This window comes from Mycobacteroides sp. H003 (genome assembly GCF_001440135.1).
GTDB lineage: Bacteria > Actinomycetota > Actinomycetes > Mycobacteriales > Mycobacteriaceae > Mycobacterium > Mycobacterium gwanakae.
In genome coordinates, this window is sequence record NZ_LJYL01000009.1 from 23,568 (window position 1) to 45,611 (window position 22,044).

General features: G+C 63.7%; 16 protein-coding genes. 12 read left to right on the plus strand and 4 right to left on the minus strand.

Annotated features, from left to right (window positions below; genetic code table 11):
* Positions 1-29 precede the first annotated feature (29 nt).
* Both AOT87_RS00465 and AOT87_RS28945 read right to left on the minus strand, forming a co-directional pair.
* Complete coding sequence (locus tag AOT87_RS00465; RefSeq protein ID WP_057969436.1) at positions 30-437, minus strand: hypothetical protein; 408 nt, start codon at positions 435-437, stop codon at positions 30-32.
* Positions 438-543: 106 nt separating this feature from the next.
* On the minus strand, positions 544-981 hold the full coding sequence (locus tag AOT87_RS28945; protein WP_057969409.1) for a hypothetical protein: 438 nt from the start codon (positions 979-981) through the stop codon (positions 544-546).
* 217 nt (positions 982-1,198) lie between these two features.
* Between AOT87_RS28945 and AOT87_RS00475 the strand changes: the two genes are divergently transcribed.
* From AOT87_RS00475 to AOT87_RS00500, 6 genes are all read left to right on the plus strand, one after another.
* The gene (locus AOT87_RS00475; RefSeq protein WP_030094301.1) at positions 1,199-2,407 is read left to right on the plus strand and encodes an acetyl-CoA C-acetyltransferase; all 1,209 of its coding nucleotides are present in this window, start codon (positions 1,199-1,201) and stop codon (positions 2,405-2,407) included.
* A gap of 15 nt (positions 2,408-2,422) precedes the next feature.
* The gene (locus tag AOT87_RS00480) at positions 2,423-4,582 is read left to right on the plus strand and encodes a 3-hydroxyacyl-CoA dehydrogenase NAD-binding domain-containing protein (RefSeq protein WP_057969410.1); all 2,160 of its coding nucleotides are present in this window, start codon (positions 2,423-2,425) and stop codon (positions 4,580-4,582) included.
* A 542-nt stretch (positions 4,583-5,124) separates the two neighbouring features.
* A complete protein-coding gene (locus AOT87_RS00485) occupies positions 5,125-6,516 on the plus strand; it encodes a condensation domain-containing protein (RefSeq protein ID WP_057969411.1) in 1,392 nt (463 codons plus the stop codon).
* Between the two features lie 51 nt (positions 6,517-6,567).
* The gene (locus AOT87_RS00490; protein WP_030094304.1) at positions 6,568-7,767 is read left to right on the plus strand and encodes a serine hydrolase domain-containing protein; all 1,200 of its coding nucleotides are present in this window, start codon (positions 6,568-6,570) and stop codon (positions 7,765-7,767) included.
* Complete coding sequence (locus AOT87_RS00495) at positions 7,764-9,128, plus strand: hypothetical protein (protein ID WP_057969412.1); 1,365 nt, start codon at positions 7,764-7,766, stop codon at positions 9,126-9,128. The genes AOT87_RS00490 and AOT87_RS00495 overlap by 4 nt, the downstream gene beginning before the upstream one ends.
* A gap of 2 nt (positions 9,129-9,130) precedes the next feature.
* The gene (locus AOT87_RS00500) at positions 9,131-12,262 is read left to right on the plus strand and encodes an MMPL family transporter (protein ID WP_057969413.1); all 3,132 of its coding nucleotides are present in this window, start codon (positions 9,131-9,133) and stop codon (positions 12,260-12,262) included.
* On the opposite strand, the gene AOT87_RS00505 is transcribed toward AOT87_RS00500, so the two are convergent.
* Positions 12,189-12,857, minus strand: coding sequence for a TetR/AcrR family transcriptional regulator C-terminal domain-containing protein (locus AOT87_RS00505; protein ID WP_030094307.1), 669 nt, complete (start codon positions 12,855-12,857; stop codon positions 12,189-12,191). The genes AOT87_RS00500 and AOT87_RS00505 overlap by 74 nt on opposite strands.
* Positions 12,858-12,922: 65 nt before the next feature.
* Here AOT87_RS00505 and AOT87_RS00510 point away from each other — a divergent pair, with 65 nt between their 5' ends.
* The 6 genes from AOT87_RS00510 to AOT87_RS00535 all read left to right on the plus strand — a co-directional run bounded on the left by AOT87_RS00510 (position 12,923) and on the right by AOT87_RS00535 (position 20,371).
* Positions 12,923-14,392 carry an FAD-dependent monooxygenase gene (locus tag AOT87_RS00510; protein WP_057969414.1) on the plus strand — a complete coding sequence of 490 codons (1,470 nt, stop codon included), beginning with the start codon at positions 12,923-12,925 and terminating at the stop codon, positions 14,390-14,392.
* 1 nt (position 14,393) lies between these two features.
* The gene (locus AOT87_RS00515; RefSeq protein ID WP_057969415.1) at positions 14,394-15,395 is read left to right on the plus strand and encodes an LLM class F420-dependent oxidoreductase; all 1,002 of its coding nucleotides are present in this window, start codon (positions 14,394-14,396) and stop codon (positions 15,393-15,395) included.
* Positions 15,396-15,641: 246 nt separating this feature from the next.
* Positions 15,642-17,297: a PA14 domain-containing protein gene (locus AOT87_RS00520; protein WP_165589996.1), complete on the plus strand. Its 1,656-nt coding sequence runs from the start codon at positions 15,642-15,644 to the stop codon at positions 17,295-17,297.
* A 42-nt stretch (positions 17,298-17,339) separates the two neighbouring features.
* The gene (locus AOT87_RS00525; RefSeq protein ID WP_030094311.1) at positions 17,340-17,825 is read left to right on the plus strand and encodes an SRPBCC family protein; all 486 of its coding nucleotides are present in this window, start codon (positions 17,340-17,342) and stop codon (positions 17,823-17,825) included.
* A 23-nt stretch (positions 17,826-17,848) separates the two neighbouring features.
* Complete coding sequence (locus AOT87_RS00530) at positions 17,849-19,198, plus strand: PA14 domain-containing protein (RefSeq protein WP_057969417.1); 1,350 nt, start codon at positions 17,849-17,851, stop codon at positions 19,196-19,198.
* A 27-nt stretch (positions 19,199-19,225) separates the two neighbouring features.
* On the plus strand, positions 19,226-20,371 hold the full coding sequence (locus AOT87_RS00535; RefSeq protein WP_081343146.1) for an acyltransferase: 1,146 nt from the start codon (positions 19,226-19,228) through the stop codon (positions 20,369-20,371).
* On the opposite strand, the gene AOT87_RS00540 is transcribed toward AOT87_RS00535, so the two are convergent.
* On the minus strand, positions 20,331-21,983 hold the full coding sequence (locus AOT87_RS00540; protein WP_030094314.1) for a DNA repair helicase XPB: 1,653 nt from the start codon (positions 21,981-21,983) through the stop codon (positions 20,331-20,333). The two genes, AOT87_RS00535 and AOT87_RS00540, sit on opposite strands and share 41 nt — an antisense overlap.
* Between the last annotated feature and the right edge of the window lie 61 nt (positions 21,984-22,044).

Sequence of the window (22,044 nt, forward strand, 5' to 3'; positions counted from 1 at the left end):
GCTTCATGCCGGGCAGCCTACCGGCGGACCTAGCAGCTGGGCGGTTCGAAGGACAGGTCGGTATCCGGTATCGGGCAGAAGTAGTGGCTGAATCCGGGATTGCCACGGTCCCGGTTGTCCACGAAGACCTCCACATCCCGGTCCGCCCGGTACACCCGGTAGTAGGTGGTGGTGTCCTCGAGGAAGAAATTGGCGACGGTGGTCGTCAGCTCCGCACCGGTGCCCGCCGCGCGGGCCTGACGCATGCAGTTCAGATAGTTCGGGGGGATCTCGTGTGAGGGCGGCAGCATGCGCAGGCGGCCACAATTCTGCAGCGGTGCGCGCTGCTCGAATGCGGTGTGGGGGGACAGTGGTTCCGGCTCGGCCTGTGCTGCCGGCGGACACACGGCGGCGGCAACCGCCAGGGTCGCCGTCGCGATGCAGAGTCGTGTGAGCATCGCTTCAGGCTTGTCGCCCACGGTGTGAACGCGGGAGGTTTCGGCGAAATCTCGTCGAAGAGCACCGCACAGTGCGTGCCCGCTTGGGGGTCGCACCCCAGACGGCCTATCGGTCGGGCTGGTCTGACGGTGAGTCGCACCTGGGGTCGCCGGGGTAATTGAGCGGTGCGGCCCAGCAGAAGAAGTGGTTCCAGCGGCCATTGCCGAACTGGTCCGCGCTGAAGTTGACGAAGACCTCCACCCTCTGGTCGGGCGAGAGCACTCGGTAATACGTCGTGATGGGATCGCCCTCGGTAGTGGATTCGACGATCTTGAGTTCGCCGCCACGGCCCGAGGCTCTGGCGTTGTTCATGCATTCGCGCTGTGCGGCGGGCAGGTCCTGCCGGACGAACCTGTATGTCCCGCAGCTGGGAAGGGCCGCGCGCTCGGTGAAGGCGGCAGGCGGTGGCGAGGCCGCGGGGCAGTAGATAGTCCTTGCGTCCAGCCAGTACCAGCCCATCCACACCGCGAATATTGCGAGAACTGCAATGGCGCCGATGACCACGCGTCTTAGCGGTAGAGACCGAGTCCGCAGCACACTTCGAGCGTACCGGCATCAGATTCCCAACCAACGGGTTGGGAGGGCTGCTTACCATGGGGCCGCCACCCTGGTCTAACGTAAGGCTGTCTCGGCGAAACTGACCCGGAGTCAACCCGGCGTCACAAGGCTGCGGCACTTGCACCACATGCCCCATACGCACCCCCTATAAGGACGTATACCCATGACTGAAGCATTCATCTACGAGGCCATCCGCACGCCTCGCGGCAAGCAGCGCGGCGGCGCCCTCAACGAGGTCAAGCCGCTGAACCTGGTGGTCGGCCTGATCGACGAGATCCGTCGCCGTTTCCCCGACCTGGACGAGAACCTGATCAGCGACGTCGTGCTCGGTGTCGTTGCCCCCGTGGGCGATCAGGGTGGCGACATCGCCCGCACCGCGGTGCTGGCCGCTGGCCTGCCCGATACCGTCGGTGGCGTTCAGCTCAACCGTTTCTGTGCTTCCGGTCTGGAAGCCGTCAACGTCGCCGCACAGAAGGTCCGTTCCGGTTGGGACGACCTGGTGCTCGCCGGTGGTGTCGAGTCGATGTCGCGCGTGCCGATGGGCAGCGACGGCGGGGCCTGGGCCTCGGACCCGGCCACCAACTACGACGTGTCCTTTGTGCCGCAGGGCATCGGTGCCGACCTGATCGCCACGATCGAAGGCTTTACCCGTGACGACGTCGACGCCTACGCCGCCCGCTCGCAGGACCGTGCGGCAGCCGCGTGGTCCGGCGGTTACTTCGCCAAGTCTGTTGTGCCGGTCAAGGACCAGAACGGCCTGCTCATCCTGGACCACGACGAGCACATGCGTCCGGGCACCACGGCCGCGGACCTGGGCAAGCTGAAGCCCGCGTTCGAGGGCCTGGCCGCACTCGGCGGCTTCGACGATGTTGCGCGCATCAAGTACCACTACGTCGAGAAGATCAACCACGTGCACACCGGCGGCAACAGCTCGGGCATCGTCGACGGCGCCGCCCTGGTGCTGGTGGGCTCCGAGGAAGCCGGCAAGTCGCAGGGTCTGACCCCGCGTGCCCGTGTCGTGGCGACTGCCACCACCGGTAGCGAGCCGCTGATCATGCTGACCGGACCTACTCCGGCCACCCAGAAGGTGCTCGACCGCGCCGGGCTGACCGTGGACGACATCGATCTGTTCGAGCTGAACGAGGCGTTCGCCTCGGTGGTCCTGAAGTTCCAGAAGGACCTGAACATCCCGGACGAGAAGCTCAACGTCAACGGCGGCGCCATCGCCATGGGCCACCCGCTGGGTGCCACCGGCGCCATGATCACCGGAACCATGGTCGACGAGCTGGAGCGTCGCGGCCTCAAGCGTGCCCTCATCACCCTGTGCGTCGGCGGCGGCATGGGTGTGGCCACCATCATCGAGCGAGTGTAGGGAGAACCAGAACCAATGAGTGCAAACACAATTCAGTGGGAAAAGGATGCCGACGGCATCGTCACCCTCACCCTGGACGACCCCAACGGTTCGGCCAACGTCATGAACGACGACTACAAGCAGTCGATGGCTGCAGCCGTCAAGCGCCTTGTGGAAGAGAAGGATTCGATCACCGGCGTGGTGGTCACCAGCGCTAAGAAGACCTTCTTCGCCGGTGGTGACCTCACCAAGATCATCCAGATCCAGCCGGAGAACGCCCAGGAGGCTTTCAACGAGGTCGAGGAGATCAAGAAGGACCTGCGCACGCTGGAGACCTTCGGTCGTCCGGTCGTGGCCGCCATCAACGGTGCCGCCCTCGGTGGTGGCCTGGAGATCGCGTTGGCCACCCACCACCGGATTGCGGCCGATGTCAAGGGATCTCAGATCGGCCTGCCCGAGGTATCGCTGGGCCTGCTGCCCGGCGGCGGTGGCGTCACCCGCGTGACCCGCATGCTCGGCATCCAGAACGGCTTCGTCACCGTGTTGGCGCAGGGCACCCGGTTCAACCCGACCAAGGCCAAGGAAGTCGGCCTGATCGATGAGCTGGTTGGCTCCGTCGACGAGCTGATCCCCGCCGCCAAGGCGTGGATCAAGGCGAACCCGGAGGCCGTGCAGCGTTGGGATGTCAAGGGATACAAGATCCCCGGCGGCACCCCCTCCACGCCGGCGCTGGCGGCCATCCTGCCGTCGTTCCCGTCGAACCTGAAGAAGCAGCTCAAGGGCGCGCCGATGCCGGCCCCGCGGGCGATCCTGGCCGCCGCGGTCGAGGGTGCCCAGGTGGACTTCGATACGGCCAGCCGTATCGAGAGCCGTTACTTCACCAGCCTGACCACCGGCCAGGTCGCCAAGAACATGACGCAGGCGTTCTTCTTCGACCTGCAGACCATCAACGGCGGCGGGTCACGTCCGGATGGCATCGCCAAGCAGGAGATCAAGAAGATCGGTGTGCTGGGCGCGGGCATGATGGGTGCCGGTATCGCCTACGTCTCGGCCAAGGCCGGTTACGACGTCGTGCTGAAGGACGTCTCGCTCGAGGCGGCCCAGAAGGGCAAGGGCTACTCGGAAAAGCTTGAGGAGAAGGCTCTTTCGCGCGGCAAGACCACCGCGGAGAAGTCGGCTGCGCTGCTGGCCAAGATCACCCCGACCGCAGATCCGGCCGACTTGGCAGGCGTCGACTTCGTGGTCGAGGCGGTCTTCGAGAACACCGAGCTCAAGCACAAGGTGTTCCAGGAGATCGAGGACATCGTCGAGCCCAACGCGCTGCTTGGCTCCAACACCTCCACCCTGCCCATCACCGGGCTGGCCGCGGGTGTGAAGCGCCAGGAGGACTTCATCGGCATCCACTTCTTCTCGCCCGTCGACAAGATGCCGCTGGTGGAGATCATCCGCGGTGAGAAGACCTCGGACGAGGCGCTGGCCCGGGTGTTCGACTACGTGCTGGCCATCAAGAAGACCCCGATCGTCGTCAACGACAGCCGTGGCTTCTTCACCTCGCGCGTCATCGGCACGTTCGTCAACGAGGCCGTCGCGATGCTGGCCGAGGGCATCGAGCCCTCGACCATCGAGCAGGCCGGCAGCCAGGCCGGATACCCGGCACCGCCGCTGCAGCTGTCGGATGAGCTGAACCTGACGCTCATGCAGAAGATCCGCAAGGAGACCGTCGAGGCGGCCAAGGCCGAGGGCAAGGATCTGCCGGACGATCCGGCGGGCCGTGTCATCGACACCCTGGTGGAGGCGGGACGCCCGGGCCGTCTGGGTGGTGCCGGCTTCTACGACTACGTGGACGGCAAGCGCACCGAGCTGTGGCCCGGCCTGCGCACGACGTTCAACACCCGATCGGGTGCTGACGCGGCCAACCCGCCGCTGCAGGACCTCATCGACCGCATGCTGTTCGCGGAGGCCATCGAAACGCAGAAGTGTTTCGACGAGGGCGTGTTGACCTCGACCGCCGATGCCAACATCGGCTCGATCTTCGGCATCGGCTTCCCGCCGTGGACCGGCGGTGTGCACCAGTACATCGTTGGGTACGAGGGCCCCGCAGGTAAGGGCAAGGCTGGATTCGTTGCTCGTGCAAAGGAATTGGCCGCCAAGTACGGCGACCGATTCACCCCGCCTGCGTCGCTGCTGGACGCGTAGGTACGGCTCAACGGCACTACAGCCGCTCACCCTCCGGGGTGGGCGGCTGTAGTCGTTTTAGGGCTCGTCTCGACCGGGCGGATGGGCCCGCCCGATACATGCCCCCCGAAGATTCAGCAGATTTAGAGTCGGTTACCAGAAGTCGCCGATACGGAGCAGTGGTCCACGCCACAACGGTGGTGGCTGAGGTAGTGGCCCACAAAAAATCACCCAGATCACGTGGGTTCTCTGATGGCACTACGGACATAGTTAATGAGACTTCGCGTAACCAGATATGAATGGCCAGGTCATACGGTATTTCTATGCGGCAGTTATATTTGCCAGAATTGGGTTACCGTAAGTCTTACGGGAAGTTGCTGTCCTATGGCGTAACACGGCGTTACCCACAGTTCACTAGCTATTTCTTTGACGGAACCTGCCTTTGCGAGATATTTATTCGCTACGCTGCTCGCAATGATTAATGTCTTTGCCGTCCGCACCGTCGCAGGCAAATCGAGCATGGTCGCGCTCGTAGTCCAGACCGCTGAACAGGAATAGGGACGATGGTTGCACTCGGAACGATCCACGATTGGCGTCCCAAGCCGGGAACCGTCATTTCCTGGAGCGCTTCGCCAGGCGCCCGCCAGGCCGCCGCACAGGCCCCTGCCAGCACGGTACCGCCCAGCTATCAGCAGGCCCAGCATGTGCGTTCGTACCGCGATCTGGCCCGTCAGGACCGCGAGATGGCCCGTTTGGGAATCGGCTCCTGGGACGTCCCGGGTGTCTGCGACATCGATGCGATGACCGCGGCGATCAACGCACATCTGCGACGGCACGACACCTACCACTCGTGGTTCGAGTTCGACAGGGCCGACAACATCGTCCGGCATGTGATCGAGGATCCGCAGACCATCGACTTCGTGCCGCAGGATCACGGGCTGCAGGGGCCCGACGAGATCCGCGCGCACCTGCTGCGTACCTCGGGTACTCCGCTCTCGTGGGACTGCTTCACGTTCGGGGTGATTCAACGTGCGGACCACTTCACGGTGTACCTGAGCGTTGATCATCTACACACCGACGGCATGTCGACCGGCATCCTGTACGTCGAGATCCAGTTGATGTACGCCAGCCTGGTGCACGGGGCGGCACTGGAACTCCCGGCTCCCGCGGGATATCTGGATTTCTCCGCTCGTGAGCGTGCGCACAACCAGTCCATGAGCCTGGACTCCTTCGAGGTGCAGACCTGGCTCCGGTACGCGCGGGACAACGGGGGCACCCTGCCCGACTTCGTCCTGCCGCTCGGCGACCGATCTGTGCCGAACGTCGGCGGCATGGTCGCGGCCCAGCTGCTCGATGCCGAGCAGACGGTGGCATTCGAAAAGGCTTGTGAACAGGCGGGTGTGCGATTCAGCGGTGGTGTGTTCGCCTGCACCGCACTGATCGACCGCGAGCTCACCGGCGCCGACGTCTTCTACGGCATCACCCCGTACGACACCCGCAGCACCGCCGAGGAGCAGATGTCGGTGGGGTGGTACGCGAGCTTCATTCCCTTCGTGGTGGATATGTCGGAGGACTCCTTCGCGCGGGTCGCGCGATCGGCGCAGAAGTCGTTCGACGAATGCCAGCCGCTGGCCAAGGTTCCGTTTGAGCGCGCGCTGGAGCTCGCCGGTCCTGAGTCGGGGTTGGCCGCCCCCGAATATGTGGTTCCGATGGTGTCTTTCCTGGATGCGCGCAAGATCCCGGTCAGTGCCGAATGGGACCGCATCAATGGCGGAATCTACGGGGACAGCCGTTCTTCCGATCAGGTGTGTATGTGGGTCAACAGGTTTGAGAATGAAACCAACCTGACCATCTCGTTCCCCGACAACGCTGTCGCCCGTGAATCTGTGTCGCGCTATTTCGATGTGGCTCGCAGGGTGTATCAGCGTGTCGCGCAGTCACAGTTCGTTTCCTGATTCCGCGGCATTGCGGCCGCATTTGAGCAGCAGTGAAAGGTTGGCACCGTCATGAGCACAAGCCTTGATGTCGCGGTGAATGGAACCAGCTCACCGGATTTCGACAATGTTCGGCGCGCGTTTGCACTGAATTTCCTGGAGAACGACGAGTTGGGCGCGGCGGTCGCGATCTGGGTTGACGGTGAGCTCGTCGTCAATCTGTGGGCCGGATGGGCCGACGAGGCCCGCACCCGGCCCTGGACCGAGGACACCTTGGCGCCGGTGTATTCGGGCACCAAGGGATTGATGAGCACCTGCGTTCACATGCTGATCGAGCGCGGTGTGCTCGACCTGCATGCGCCGGTCGCGCGGTACTGGCCCGAATTCGGCCAGGCCGGTAAGGAATCCATCACGCTGGCCATGGTGCTCGGGCACCGGTCGGGTGTGATCGGGCCGCGCACCAGGTTGACGCCGGAGCAGGCCGCCAACTGGGACGAAGTGTGCGAGCACATCGCCAGAGCGACACCGTGGTGGGAGCCCGGCACCGCGCAGGGTTACCACATGGCGACGTTCGGGTTCATCCTGGGCGAGGTGGTCCGCCGGACCACGGGTAAGACGCTCGGGCAGTTCCTGCGCACCGAGATTGCCGAGCCATACGGGCTCGACGTACATGTCGGGCTGCCGCACAGCGAGCACCACCGGTGCGCGGAGCTGGTCAACAAGCCGTTCCTGCGCGATGTGTTCCGCGGCGCGCCTGGGGAGTTCGAGTGCATGAGCGACCACCCACTGGCGGGCCCGCTCATCTCGGGCGACTTCATCCCCGATGACGAGATAGCGCGCAAGGACATCGCGATGTGGCGGGCGCTGGAGTTCCCCGGGACCAACGCCCACGTTTCGGCGCTGGGCATGGCGACCTTCTACAACGCGATGGCGCTTGGCAAGTTGCTCAGCCACGATCACATGGATGTGGTGCGGGTCTCGCAGGGCGGGTTCGATCCCGACGTCGTGCTGGGGCCCCGGGTCGCCAACCATGGATGGGGTCTGGGCTACATGCTCAATCAGCGCTGCTATGCCGGTCCTAACCAGAAGACCTTCGGGCACGGCGGATCCGGTGGCTCCTACGCCTTTGTCGACCTCGAGCACCGCATCGGTTACTCGTATGTGATGAACCAGTTCGATGTGACCAAGGCAGATGCCGATCCTCGTAGTGTGCGGCTGATCAATGAGCTCTACACCACGCTGGGGGTGTCGCCGGCGGGAGAGTCGCTGTGACGGCCACGATCCCGGGCATCGACGCGCCGCCACGCGGCACAACCCTGTCGATCTCTCACCTGGACTTCGTCGATCAGGCGTCCTTCCTAGGGCTGCGGGCCACCGAGCTGTCCACACTGAGTCAGATGGTCTGGATCTACGAGCGCGATATCGACACCGACCGCCTGCGCAGATTTCATGCCAACCTGGGCCGGGGGCTGCTCGGGCGGCGAATCGAGCGTTCCCGCTTGCCTTTTGGTCGCCATCGCTGGGTACTTGATGCGGCGTGCCACCCCATTGATGTCGAACTCGCACCGTTGCCACGCACCGAACTGCAGGATTGGGTGCACCGGCACGCCCAGTTGCCGATCGATCCCGAGCACGGGCCGGCCTGGCGGCTCGGTGTCACCCGATTCACTGATGGTGCGACCGCGGTGAGTCTGGTGATCTCGCACAGCATCGCCGACGGTGTGGGCATGTGCCGGGCAATCGCCGATGCCACCAATGATGCGGACCTCCCGTTGGGTTACGCGGCACCGCAGTCGCGCAAGCGCGTGCGCAGCGTGCGGGAGGACCTGCGGCGCGCCCGGCATGACCTGCCGGATACCGCGCGGGCCTTTCGAAAAGCCACCAAGATGCTGAGCTCGCGGCGCCAGGACATCAAGCACGCGGGCCGGCCCGCTACCGAGGAGCACATCGAGCAGATTCCGGCGGTGACCGTGTATCTGGACGAAAGCCACTGGGACACACACGCACGTGAGCGTGGCGGTACCAGCAACTCGCTGGTCGGCGCGTTTGCCGCGCAACTTGCCACCAAGGTGGGCAGGCTCGGTCCAGACGGCCGGGTCACTTTGTCCATGCCGGTCAACGAGCGCACCGAGGGCGATCACCGTGCCAACGCCATGACATCGGTGATGTTCGCGATCGATCCGGCGGAACTGACCACCGACCTGCGCGGAATCCGCAGAGCCACCAAGGAGGTGCTCTCCCGCCTGCAGGACACCCCCGACGAAAAGTGGGCACTGCTCCCGCTGACGCCATTCATCCCGAAGGCGGCCGCACGCCGGCTCGCCGATGTGGCGCTGGAGTACAACGACTACCCCGTCGGATGCTCGAATGTGGGGCCGCTGGATCCCGATGTGAATCGTCCCGACGGGACCCATGCCGACTACGTGTTCTGCAAACTGGCCGAGCAACGGGTGCGGCCCGACAAGGTGCTGAGCACCTACGGACAGCTCTTCCTCGCGTCCGGGAGGGTCAACGAGAAGATCTTCCTGGCCGTTGTCGGCTACCAACCCGGTGTGATCGAATCACGCGCTGACCTGACCAATCTGCTGACCGAGACGCTCGAGGACTTCGGTATGCGCGGCGTGATCGAGTAGTCGTGGCGGACAACACAGGTGGCATCTACGGACTGATCGCTCGGATCGTCCGGAAGGCTCCTGTCGCCGTCATCGGGGGATGGATCGCACTGGCCGCGGTCTTGGCGCTGACCGCGCCCTCTCTGCAGAAGGCCATCGAGGAGCACCCCGTCGATCTGCTGCCCAAGGATGCTCCCGTCATGGAGACCACGCGGCAGATGGTCGAATCGTTCCAGGAGTCGGGTGCACAGAACATTCTGTTGATCGTCCTCACCAACGAGAACGGGCTGACTCCCGCCGACGAGCAGACCTATCGAGTCCTCGCGGCCCGAATGCGTGAGGACACCCGCGACGTCAGCATGGTGCAGGACTTCATCACCAAACCGATGCTGCGCGAGATGATGTCGAGCACCGATGGCAAGGCGTGGTACCTGCCGGTGGGATTGCAGGGCGAGCTTGCCACCCCCGAATCCGGCAAGGCCTACGTGGGTGCCCTGAAGATCATCAAGGAGGCGACCGCAGGCACCACCCTGAATGCCTTCACGACGGGGCCCACAGCGACCGTCGGCGATCTGACGGTGGTCGGAGAGCGTGACCTGCACAAGGTCGAAATCACCACGGCGGCTTTGGTTCTTCTCATCTTGCTGATCGTCTACCGCAATCCGGTGACGATGATGCTGCCGTTGATCGTGGTGGGTGTCTCGCTCGGCATCGCCCAGGCCGCTGTTGGTGGGCTGGCGCAGATGGGTCTGAGTATCTCGAATCAGACGCTGACCTTCATGACCGCGATGATGATGGGCGCGGGTGTCGACTACGCGGTTTTTCTCATCAGCCGATATCACGAATACGTCAAACAGGGCATGGATTCTGACAGCGCGGTGGCCGCCGCGCTGGAATCCATAGGCAAGGTGGTCGCGGCCTCGGCGGCGACGGTGGCGGTGACCTTCCTGGGCATGGGCTTCACCAAGCTGGGGATCCTGTCCACCATCGGGCCGGCGCTGAGCGTGTCCATCCTGATCGCGTTCGTGGCGTCAGTGACCTTCCTGCCCGCGGTGCTGGTCCTGGTGGGACGCCGAGGCTGGGTGAAGCCGAGAAAGGCCTATGCCAACAAGATTTGGCACCGTTCGGGCATCAACATCGTCAGACGCCCGGGCGCACACCTGGCCGTGAGCCTGGTCATCCTGATCATCCTCGCCACGTGCGGGGCAATGGTGAAGTTCGGCTATGACGACCGCAAGAACCTGCCGCCCTGGGCCGACAGTAACCTGGGCTATGCCGCGATCGAGAAGCACTTCCCGGTGAATTCGACCTTGCCGCAATACCTCTACATCAAGTCTCCGCACGATCTGCGCACTCCGCGCGGGCTGGCCGACCTGGAGCAGATGGCCGCGCGGGTGAGTCAGGTCCCCGGTGTGGACAAGGTGCGCGGCATCACCCGTCCCACGGGTGAGCCGCTGGAGGAAGCCAAGCTGTCCTACCAGGCAGGTGAGGTCGGCGGGAAGCTGGGCGATGCGTCGAATCTGATCGACGCACGCACGAGGGATTTGGACAAGCTCGCCGCGGGTGGACATACGTTGGCGGACAAGCTCGGTGAGGTCCGAAACTCGGTGAAGAACTCACTGGGTACGGCGCGCGCACTGGTCGAGGTGCTGGCGCAGTTGCGCGGCAGCGGTAGGACGGGCACCCTCGCCGATCTGGACTCGGTGGACAAGCTGGTCACCAGCATGCATTCCCTGGGCGAGGCCATCGAGGCCAACGCCCAGGGCGCCAGCGAGGTGTATGGCTGGATCGAGCCCGTCGCCCGTGTGCTGGTCGGCAACCCCGCGTGTGAGATGGACCCCGCGTGCCGCTCCTCGCGAGACGAGATGAACAAGTTCCTGGAGACCAAACAGGATGGCACCAGGGACAGGATCGTCGAGCTCGGCCGTGAACTGAAGGCCGTCGACAATGACAAACAGATCAGTTCGACCATCGCCCGGCTGCGCACCGCGCTCAACGCCATTGATACGAATCTGCGCCGGTTGGGTCTGTCCGACTCTTACGGCATCCAGCAGAAGTTCGCCGAAGTCCTGACCGGAGTCAATTCGCTGGCCGATGGCAGCGCACAGCTGGCCGAGGGTGTGCAGATGCTGGTGGACCAGACCAAGCAGATGGGCGGCCAGTTGGGCGATGCCTCCACGCTCCTGGTCGCCGCCAAGCGCGATGCGGCGCCCGGATCGATGTCTGGCTTCTACATCCCGCAGCAGGTACTTACGCAAGACTCCTTCAAGACCGCTGCGGCGGCGTTTGTCTCGGCCGACGGCCATGCGGTGCGTTATCTGGTCCAGAGCAACCTGAATCCGTTCAGTCCCGAGGCAATGGATCAGGTCCGCGCCATCCAGGATGCGGCCCACAGCGCACAACCCAACACCACGCTGTCCGACGCGTCCATCTCGATGGCCGGATTGTCGGCGATGTACAACGACATCCGTAACTACTACAACCACGACCTGCGATTCATCATCGTGCTGACGGTGATCGTGGTGCTGCTCATCCTCGTCGCACTGCTGCGGGCCATTGTCGCTCCGCTGTATCTCATTGGTTCGGTGATCATTTCGTACGCCTCGGCAGTGGGTATCGGGGTGATCGCGTTCCAGTTCATCGGTGGGCAACCGTTGAGTTGGAGTGTGCCGGGCATGGCGTTCATCGTGCTGGTCGCGGTGGGCGCGGACTACAACCTGTTGTTCATCTCGCGCATCCGTGACGAATCGCCCGACGGTATCCGTTCCGGGGTCATCAAAACGGTCAAGTCGACCGGCGGTGTGATCACCTCTGCCGGAGTAATTTTCGCCGCGTCGATGTTCGGCCTGCTGATCGGAAACCTGCAGTCGATGGTGGAAGCGGGCTTCATCATCGGCATGGGCCTGCTCCTGGACACCTTCCTGGTGCGCACCATCACCATTCCTGCTCTGGTCGTGCTGTGTGGGCAGGCCAACTGGTGGCCCTCTGCGATCGTGGAACCTTGGTTCCAGAAGCATTTTTCGCGCTCGAAGGTTGACGATCAGGATGCGGCAACGCCGGAGTTGGAGGAGTCGGAGTGTTCTAGCGGCGATCCGATACCCGAGGAGCCGCTGATTTCCGTTTCCCGCGAAGCCGAGCTCGCAGGCCGTCGATGACTATCGCGAGTCCGTCCTCGAAGTCGGCATCGAAGTCGGGCTCATAAAGCTCCGAGAAGACCTCCAAGATCGCCGGATACTTCTGCAGATCGAGCTTGGCGATCAGATTCTCTTCGGTGTACGGATTGGGCCCCGGATATTCCGAGCCATCGCGGGCCTGTTGTTCGATGGTGAAACCGATTGTGTAGTGGTGGATCACGGGAGATAGTCGGGCCGCTTCGCGAACAGTGAACCCGGCCGACGTCATGGCATCGAGCATCGGCTCCAGCATGTCGGCGGCGTTGGTCACAAAGGTGCCTGCCAGGATCCGGGCGCCCTGGTGGTAGCGCAGCATCGCCTGCCGTAGTGCACGAGCGCCGTTGGCCAGGAAGATATCCCATGGCGCCGAGGTGTCGTCGAAGGCATCATGGGCATCGCTCATGATCGCCTCACCCATGAGGTCGATGAGTTCGCGCCGGTTCTTCACATGCCAGTACAGCGCCGGTGCCTGCACGCCGAGGGATGCCGCTAATGCCCGCATGGTGAGGCCGTCGCTGCCCTTCTCGTCGAGCAGGGCCAGCCCGGCCCGCGCGATCGTCTCCCGATTCAAAATCACGTTGACACCTTAACATTGTTAAAGTAATTATGGAGTCAATACCAATAACGACGTTAAGGAGAATTATGACCGAGCATGCAGTGGTCATCGCAGGTGGAGGCCCAACCGGGCTGATGCTGGCCGGTGAGCTGGCTCTCGCCGGTATTGACGTTGCGGTGTTGGAACGCCGGAGTAGCCACGAAGAGGTGGGATCACGTGCGGCGGGCGTGCATTCGCGCACCATTGAGGTGTTTGATCAACGTGGGATCGCCGAGAGATTCCTCTCTCAGGGGATGACCGGCCAGGTCACCCATTTCTCGGGGATTTTCATGAGTATCGAGGATTTCCCCACCCGTCACCCCTACGCCCTGGGCCTGCTTCAGCACTACACCGAGAAGACCTTGGCGGCCTGGATCACCGAACTCGGCGTGCTGATCTACTACAACGCCGAGGTCGTCGGGTTTACCCAGGACGACTCCGGTGTCGATGTGGAGCTTGCCGACGGGAGTGCGCTGCGTGGGCTGTACCTGATCGGATGTGACGGCGGGCGCAGCACCATCCGTAAGGCGGCGGGGATCGGGTTTCCCGGACATGATCCGTCGTGTTCGGCGATGCTGGTGGACGCCGAGATCACCGAGCAACCGCTCGAGTTCGGTCTGCTGCGCAAGCCGGGACAATCGTTCCTCGGCATCCTGCCCTTCGAAGAGGGGTGGTGCCGGTTGGTGTTCAGCACCGATCTTGACCGATTGGGTGTCGAGCCGACATTGGAAGAGGCGAAGGAAGCGCTCATCGCCATCGCCGGAACGGATTTCGGGCTGCACAGTCCACGCTGGATGTCGCGGTTCTCCGATATGACTCGCCAGGCCGACCGCTACCGCGACCGTCGCCTGTTCCTTGCTGGAGATTCCGCGCATATTCACTTCCCGTTCGGCGGACAGGGGCTGAACACCGGTGTTCAGGACGCGGTGAACCTGGGATGGAAGCTGGCGGCGGTGATCAAGGGAGAAGCCCCCGACTCGTTGTTGGACACCTACCACTGCGAGCGTCATCCGGTGGCCGAAAGGGTGCTGCACAACACCATGGCCCAAACACCGTTGTCCGACGCAGGGCCGCGGATGGATGCACTGCGTGACATCGTGGCCGACCTGCTGGCGATGGATGAGCCACGCAAGCGCATCGCCGGCATGATGAGCGGCCTGGACATCCACTACGAGCTGGGCGAGGGGCATCCGCTGCTGGGGCGCCGCATGCCGGACCTAGACGTGGTCACCCCGGATGGGCCCACCCGCGTCTACCCCTACCTGCACGCCGCCCGCGCTGTGGTGTTCAACTTTGGCGAGCCACAGAGTCTGAACGTCGACGGATGGGCCGACCGGGTTCAGCTGGTTGACGCGAAATACTCAGGTGCATGGGATCTTCCGGTGCTCGGTGAGGTCTCGGCGCCGGATGCGGTGCTGGTGCGACCCGACGGGTACGTCGCCTGGGTGGGGGAGGGGTCCGATGCGGGCCTCGGCGAAGCGCTCACCCGCTGGGTGGGATCTCCCGCCCCGGCGTAGTGTGGCGCGGGTGGCCGAGACACTGGAGTTCGGAGTCTTCATCCCGCAGGGCTGGCGCCTGGATCTGGTAGGCATCGCGCCCGATTGTCAATGGGACGTCATGCGTGATCTGGTCCGCTATGCGGAGGACGGGCCGTGGGACTCGGTGTGGGTCTACGACCACTTCCATACCGTGCCGGTACCCACCGACGAGGCGACTCATGAGGCGTGGACGCTGATGTCCGCCTTCGCGGCGGTGACCTCGCGAATCAAGCTCGGGCAGATGTGTACGGCGATGGGATACCGAAACCCGGTGTATCTGGCGAAGATCGCCGCGACAGTGGACATCATCTCGGGCGGACGCACCCAGATGGGCATCGGCGGCGGCTGGTACGAGCACGAGTGGCGCGCCTACGGCTACGGCTTTCCGGACGCCGCCGAGCGCCTCGGCCGATTGCGCGAAGGGGTGCGCATCATGCGTGACGCCTGGCGGGATGGGCGTGTCACGCTGGACGGCACCTATTACCAGGTCGACGACGCCATCGTGGCGCCCAAGCCACTGCAGCCCAAGGGCATTCCGCTATGGATCGCCGGTGGCGGCGAGAAGGTGACATTGCGGATCGCGGCACGTTATGCCCAGTACACCAACTTCGGGCAGACTCCCGAGGAATTCGAACACAAATCGAAAATTCTTGCGGCGCACTGTAAGGACATCGGCACCGACTTCGATGCGATTGTTCGAAGCGCCAACATCAACGTCGTCATCGGTGCCGACGATGCCGAGGTGGCGGACCGGCTGGCGGCCATCAAGGCGCGGCTGGTGCCGGTTGTCGGCGAGGACATCGCCGATGTCACGGTCGGCAATCTGACCGCGACCGCCGGAACTCCCGAGCAGATCGCAGAGCGTCTGGCTCAGTTCCGCAGACTGGGTCTGGGCTATGCGATATGCAATTTTCCGGAAGCGGCGTACGACCGTTCCGGGATAGACCTGTTTGTGCGCGAAATAGTCGCCGCCCGTGTGTAATTGAGTTAATTAGACGCTCTGTCTATTACGGATTCATCGCCGGAGAATATCGCTTGAACGAATGCTCTGGCGATTCGAATTAATCCGATAGTACTTTGCGCGTGAATCGTTTTACGCCTGCTATCGGACAGGGTGTTCACGCTCATGAGAGTTCTACGGTTCTTGGTTGTCGTGTCCGTCCTAGTGACCATCGGGATAACATTTCCATCTGTCTCGCAAGCAGATACGGCCATCGAAGCAGAATCGATGTCCTATACCAGCGGCGGCGGGGGAGCCTGGGCGGACGGTAGTGCGTCCGGTGGAACCCTCCTGGGCCTATACGGTCAGAATGCTATTGCCACAAACACGGTGTGGCTCCAAACTTCGTCGAGAATAGTTATTCGGGCGCGTGGGCAGCAATGTCTGGGCGCGCCGGCCATGCGCATCAGCGTCGACAATGCCGAGGTGAGCAATTTCACCGTATCGGCAAATGGCCTGACCGATTACACGGTGGATTTGTCCATCGCCGAAGGGTCGCATTCCATCACCATTACGAACAGCGCGGCGTACAGCACCTTCTTCTGCGGGCGAATGCTGGTGCTGGACAAGGTGACGGTGGTGTGGACCGCGCCCACCACCACGACGCCGACAACCACCACGGCGCCGTCCTCGGACTGTGTCGTGAATGAGTACCAGGCCAGCTACTACAACAACACCGCGTTGAGCGGTGGCCCGGTGGTGCGACAGTGCGAGACATCGGTGGGTGGCTACTTCCGAAGCGCCGCACCGGTATCCGGTGTCAACACGTCGAACTGGGGTGCCCAATATGTCGGAACGATCCACTTTCCGGTCAGTGGCAACTACGTGTTCAGTGCGGACACCGGGAACATGGCGGTGCGGGTGTGGCTTGACGGACAACTGGTGATCGACAAGGGGACGGTGAGCTGGGGCCGAAATCTAGCCGCCAAGAACGTCACCGCGGGTGATCACGCGGTTCAGGTTGCCTTCTGGAAGTCGTCTGGCGATTCCTTCGAGTTCTTCTCCGTCTCGCAAATGGGGCCGGGCCCGGCCAGTACCAATGGCAACTACTTCTCGGCAGACTCCTTCTGGAACACACCGATCCCCGCCGACGCCCAGATCGACTCTCGCTCCGACGGTTGGGTGGCGATGCTGGGAAACCAGAATGGCATCTCGCTGAACAGCAGCACGTGGACGCAACCCATCTATGTCGCGCCAGCGGGCACCCCTACCCGCGCCATCCGGATCACGAACTCGAACAAGTACCTGACGGTTCCGTACCTGCCGTCCTATAGGGCGAGCCCTGACGGTGACAGCGCGCTGATCATCGTGGATCAGGCGAAGGGATGTGCCTATGAGCTGGAGATGTTCAACAATTCCTCCTCGGCGGTGGCCTCCGCCTCCTATCACGCCTACACGGGCACCGGCGGACACACATCGGGGCCGGCCCATGCGGGCGGCGAGCTGTCCTGGCTGGCCGGGCTCATCAGATCGTCCGAGGTGAACGCGGGCGGCATCAACCATGCGCTGCGCTATGCGCTGCCTATCGGCTCACCACGATTCGCCTATCCGGGCACCCGTTCCGACGGCACCACGCCCGGCGGCATTCCGCAGGGGACCAGGATGCGGCTCGACCCGTCTCTGAATCTGGACCAGTTCGCCCTGACCCCGTTTCAGCGGATGGTGGCCATCGCCTTGCAGAACTACGGCGGCTACAACGCCGATACCGCCGGGGTGCTCGCCGTCGCCACCGAGAACACCATGGCCTCAGCGCCTTTCAACCTGCCACTTTCGGGGTTGCCGCAGACCCTTATCCAGCATCTGCAGTTCCTCAAACCCACTGTGGCGTCTACTGACATCCGGTTGGACGAGCAGGCCGACCAGACCTGTGCGCAACAGCAGTAGGGCCCATTGTTTACAACCCAACCGATACCGTAAGTTACGGGAATGCCTTCGCTTGACGCAGTCGATGAAGCCTTCCTGTCCAGTGCTCCCGTGCGAGCCAGTCACACCATCTCGGTACCGGTGTCCGCCGATACCGTGTGGCGTGAGCTGACCAACGACACCACGTTGCGGTGGTTGGCGCCGGGTATCAGGGTTGTGTGGGGTAGCCCGCGCGCCGGCGTCGGAGCGGTGCGCAAGATCGGGCCGGCTGTGGGGCCCAAGGTCAACGAGCACTACTTCCTCTGGGAGGAAGGACGTCGGAAGGCGTTCTACGTGACGAGCATGCCGGTGCCTGCTCCCGGCTTGCGTGCCTTCGCCGAGGACTACGTGGTGACGCCGACGGATCGCGGTGCCGACTTCACCTGGGCATGGGCCATCGACGGCACGGGACCGATTCGTAATGCCACCCCCGCGGTGAACGCCATCGTCGGATTCTCGATGAAGCGCACTCAGCGGTACTTCGACAAGATTGCCGCCGCCGGAAGGTAAGAGTTCGCCCGTACAGTGAATCCGTGCGTGCGTTCGTTCTGCTTACGGTGTTCCTGGTGGTGGCGGCGTGCGCGCCTGCCCGGAATGAGACGGATGCGGCAGCCCAGAATCCTTGCGATGTAGGCCAATACTGGACGCGGTACTACAACAACACCGGGCATTCGGGCACCGCGGTGCTCGCTCGATGCGAGTACTCGGTCGGCGGGAACTTCGCGGGATCTCCAGCACCGGGCGTACAGGCCGACGGATTCTCGGCCGACGCCATCGGCTCGTTGCGATTCCCGGTGACGGGTCAGTATCGGATCGCCTCGATGAGCGGTGGTGTCGTCGCGCGTGTATGGCTGGATGGCGAGCTGATCTTCGATCATGCCGACACCCGTGACTGGGGGACCGATCTCGCCACACGCACCGTAGAGGCCGGTGTACATGCGGTCCGCGTCAGCTATGCCGGGGCCAGCGGGCCTGCGGTACAAGAGTTCTCGGTGTCTCAGGTCGCGCTTGGTCCGGCTTCGGGCAACGGCAACTACTTCGCGGCGAATTCCTTCCTGAATCAGCCCCTCCCGCCCAATCCGGCGGTCGACCCGCGTTCGCCGAATTGGGTTGCCGCGCTGATGCATCACCCGGATGTCAAGGCAATCGACGTCAACGAGGACATCTGGACCACCGCCGTCTACCACGCGCCCGCGGGCACCCCGACCCGGACCGTCGCCGTCCGCAACAGCGGGAAGTCGATCGAGATCCCCTACCTGCCGCATTATCTGCCCACCCAGGACGCCGACGCCCATATCGCGATCATCGACGACACCACCGGGTGTGAGTACGAGTTCCAGTCCTTCAAGCCGGATGCGATGTCGGCCATTGCCCAGGCTACCTACCGGGTGAACACCGGATCGGGCGGACATGTCAGTGGGCCCGCGCATTCGGGCGGCGAGCTGTCCTACCTGGCCGGGCTGATCACGCCGGAGGATGTGCAAGCCGGCGCGATTGATCACGCACTGAGATTCGCCATCCCGATCAACGCCCCCACCTACGTGTACCCGGGTACCCGGTCGGACGGCACGGTCCTCGATGGGGTGCCGGAGGGGATCAGAATTCAGCTTGATCCGGCCCTGGATTTGCGAACGCTGAAACTGAGCCCCTTCCAGCAGATGGTTGCGACGGCGCTGCAGAAGTACGGCGCGTTCGACGCCGATGTCGCCAAGACCTTCTCGCTGACGGCGCGCAGCGTGATCGACGGCACCCGGTACCCGATCCGGGTCGACGATCTGCCGCGCGAGTTGATCGGGCATCTTCGTTTCCTCACGCCGTCGATCAGCTCCACGGATATCCAGTTGGACACCGCTGCGGACCCGGGCTGCCGACAGCAGCGCTAGTCTGGTAACGCTGATACCCTTCTTTCGGTGTCGCGACGGTCTGTGGCTGCTTATGAGTGCTTTCTGGCCACGAGAAAATTCGGGGCTCTGGATGGCCTGCGGGCGTTGAGCGTCCTGGCGGTGATCTGGCACCACACATCAGGGACGCCCGGTCCGAGGATCTCGCACAGCGGATTCATGGGCGTGGACTTCTTCTTCGCGATCAGTGGCTTTCTCATCACCACGCTGCTGATGCGTGAACGAGATCGCACGGCGGACATCTCGCTGCGAAACTTCTATGCGCGCAGGGCGTTACGAATCTTCCCGCTGTACTACGCGGTGCTGGCGCTGTATGTCCTGCTGGTGTTCGCCACCGAACGCGGTACGCCGAAGGGTGAGCAATTCTTCCGGAACCTGCCCGCGTTCCTGACCTACACCGTCAACTGGTTCGTCGACCTGTCCGCCGGTACCTCGGTGCCGTTCTACTTTTCGTGGTCGCTGTCCACCGAGGAACAGTTCTATATGTTGTGGCCGCCCCTATTGGCCGGCGCGCTGCTCCTGGGCAAGAGAAGAATCGGGCCCCCGCTTGCCGTGCTGTTCGTCCTGGTCGCGGTATCGGTGGGCGCAGGCATGTTTCTGGACACCCGGGTGCTGCCCTGGCGCATTCTCGCGAGCCTGTCCCTGCCCATCCTGCTCGGTGCCGCCTCCGCGATCGTGGTGAACACGCGTCGCGGCTACGCGGGCGTCTCCGCGGTGCTGGGGTGGTGGTGGTCGGCCCCGGCCGTGTTCGCGGCGATGATCGGCGCGCTGTGGTGCGGTGCCCCGCCCTGGTCGATACAGGTCATCATGGTCACCGCGGTCACCGCCGTGACCATCCGCGAGGGCACCCTCATGCACCCGGTGCTGACCTGGCGGCCGCTGGCATTCATCGGTGTCATCAGTTATGGGATCTACCTGATGCACATGTTGTGCGCCAACGTCGTTCGCCGCGTGGTGCACGAGGAGCAAGGGTTGGTGCTGTGCGCCGGGACAACGGTTCTCGTCGTCGCCGTTGCCTATGTCAGCTTCCGGTACTTCGAGACGCCTCTACTGCGCATCAAGCGCCGCTTCGAATCACCTGCGGAGCGATCCGGTGACGAACTGTCCCGGACCGCTAACCAATTGCCGGTCCGAGCAGGTCGTCGGCATCGGTGATCCGGTAGCCGTAGCCCTGCTCGGCAAGGAATCGCTGCCGGTGGGCGGCGTATTCGGCATCGAGGGTGTCGCGCGACACCACCGAATAGAAATAAGCCTGCCCGCCGTCTGCCTTCGGCCGCAGCAGCCGCCCAAGTCGCTGCGCTTCCTCTTGGCGTGAGCCGAACGTACCCGAAACCTGAACCGCTACAGCTGCTTCCGGGAGGTCGATGGAGAAGTTGGCTACCTTGGAGACCACCAGGGTGGCGATCTCCCCGCGACGGAAAGCGTCGAAGAGCGCTTCGCGTTCGGCGTTCTTGGTGGAGCCCTGGATCACCGGGGCGCCGAGCTCGGTGCCCAACTCGTCGAGCTGATCGAGGTAGGCGCCGATCACCAGCGAGGGAACTCCCGGATGGCGGGCGAGGATCGACTTCACCACGTTGATCTTCGTGTGGGCTGTCGAGCACAGTTTGTATCGCTCGTCGGCCTCGGCCGTCGCGTAGATCATCCGTTCGTTATCGGTAAGGGTGACCCGCACCTCGATGCACTCAGCGGGGGCGATCCAGCCTTGTGCCTCAATGTCTTTCCACGGTGCGTCATAACGCTTGGGTCCGATGAGGCTGAACACGTCGCCCTCGCGGCCGTCCTCCCGGATGAGGGTGGCGGTCAGTCCGAGGCGGCGGCGCGACTGCAGGTCGGCCGTCATCCGGAACACCGGAGCGGGCAGCAGATGCACCTCGTCGTACACGATCAAGCCCCAGTCCCGGCTGTCGAAAAGCTCCAGGTGACGGTATTCGCCCTTGGTGCGCCGGGTGATCACCTGATAGGTCGCGATGGTGACCGGCCGGATCTCCTTGCGTTCACCGGAGTATTCGCCGATCTCCTCTTCGGTCAACGAGGTCCGCGCGATCAGCTCCCGCTTCCACTGCCGCCCGGCGACGGTGTTGGTCACCAGGATCAGGGTGGTCGCCTGGGCCTTGGCCATGGCCGCGGCACCCACCAGCGTCTTACCGGCACCACAGGGCAGTACCACCACGCCGGAACCGCCCGCCCAGAACGAGTCGGCTGCCATCTGCTGATAGTCCCGAAGCTCCCAACCATCCTGAGCCAGGCTGATCGGGTGCGCTTCACCGTCCACATATCCCGCGAGATCCTCTGCCGGCCAGCCGATCTTAAGCAGCAGCTGCTTGACGCGGCCACGCTCGCTGGGGTGCACCTGCACGGTGTCGTCATCGATGCGGGCGCCGAACATGGGGGCGAGCTTCTTGTGCCGCAGCACCTCTTCGAGGACGGCGCGATCCAGGCTCACCAACGTCAGACCATGGGCCGGATGTTTGACGAGCTGCAGGCGCCCGTAGCGGGCCATGGTGTCGACGATGTCCACCAACAGCGGTTGCGGTACCGCGTACCGGGAGAAGGTGACCAGGGCGTCGACAACCTGCTCGGCGTCATGCCCGGCGGCGCGGGCGTTCCACAGCGCCAGCGGGGTGATGCGGTAGGTGTGTACGTGCTCGGGTGCACGTTCGAGCTCGGCGAAAGGGGCAATCGCCTGGCGTGCCGCGTCTGCCTGGTCGTGATCGACCTCCAGCAGCACGGTCTTATCGGATTGGACGATCAGCGGTCCATCGGTCATTCGGTCCAGGATAGTGATGCCCGGAGACATTGGCGGGTGCTGTATGCCCTGCTAGATTGCT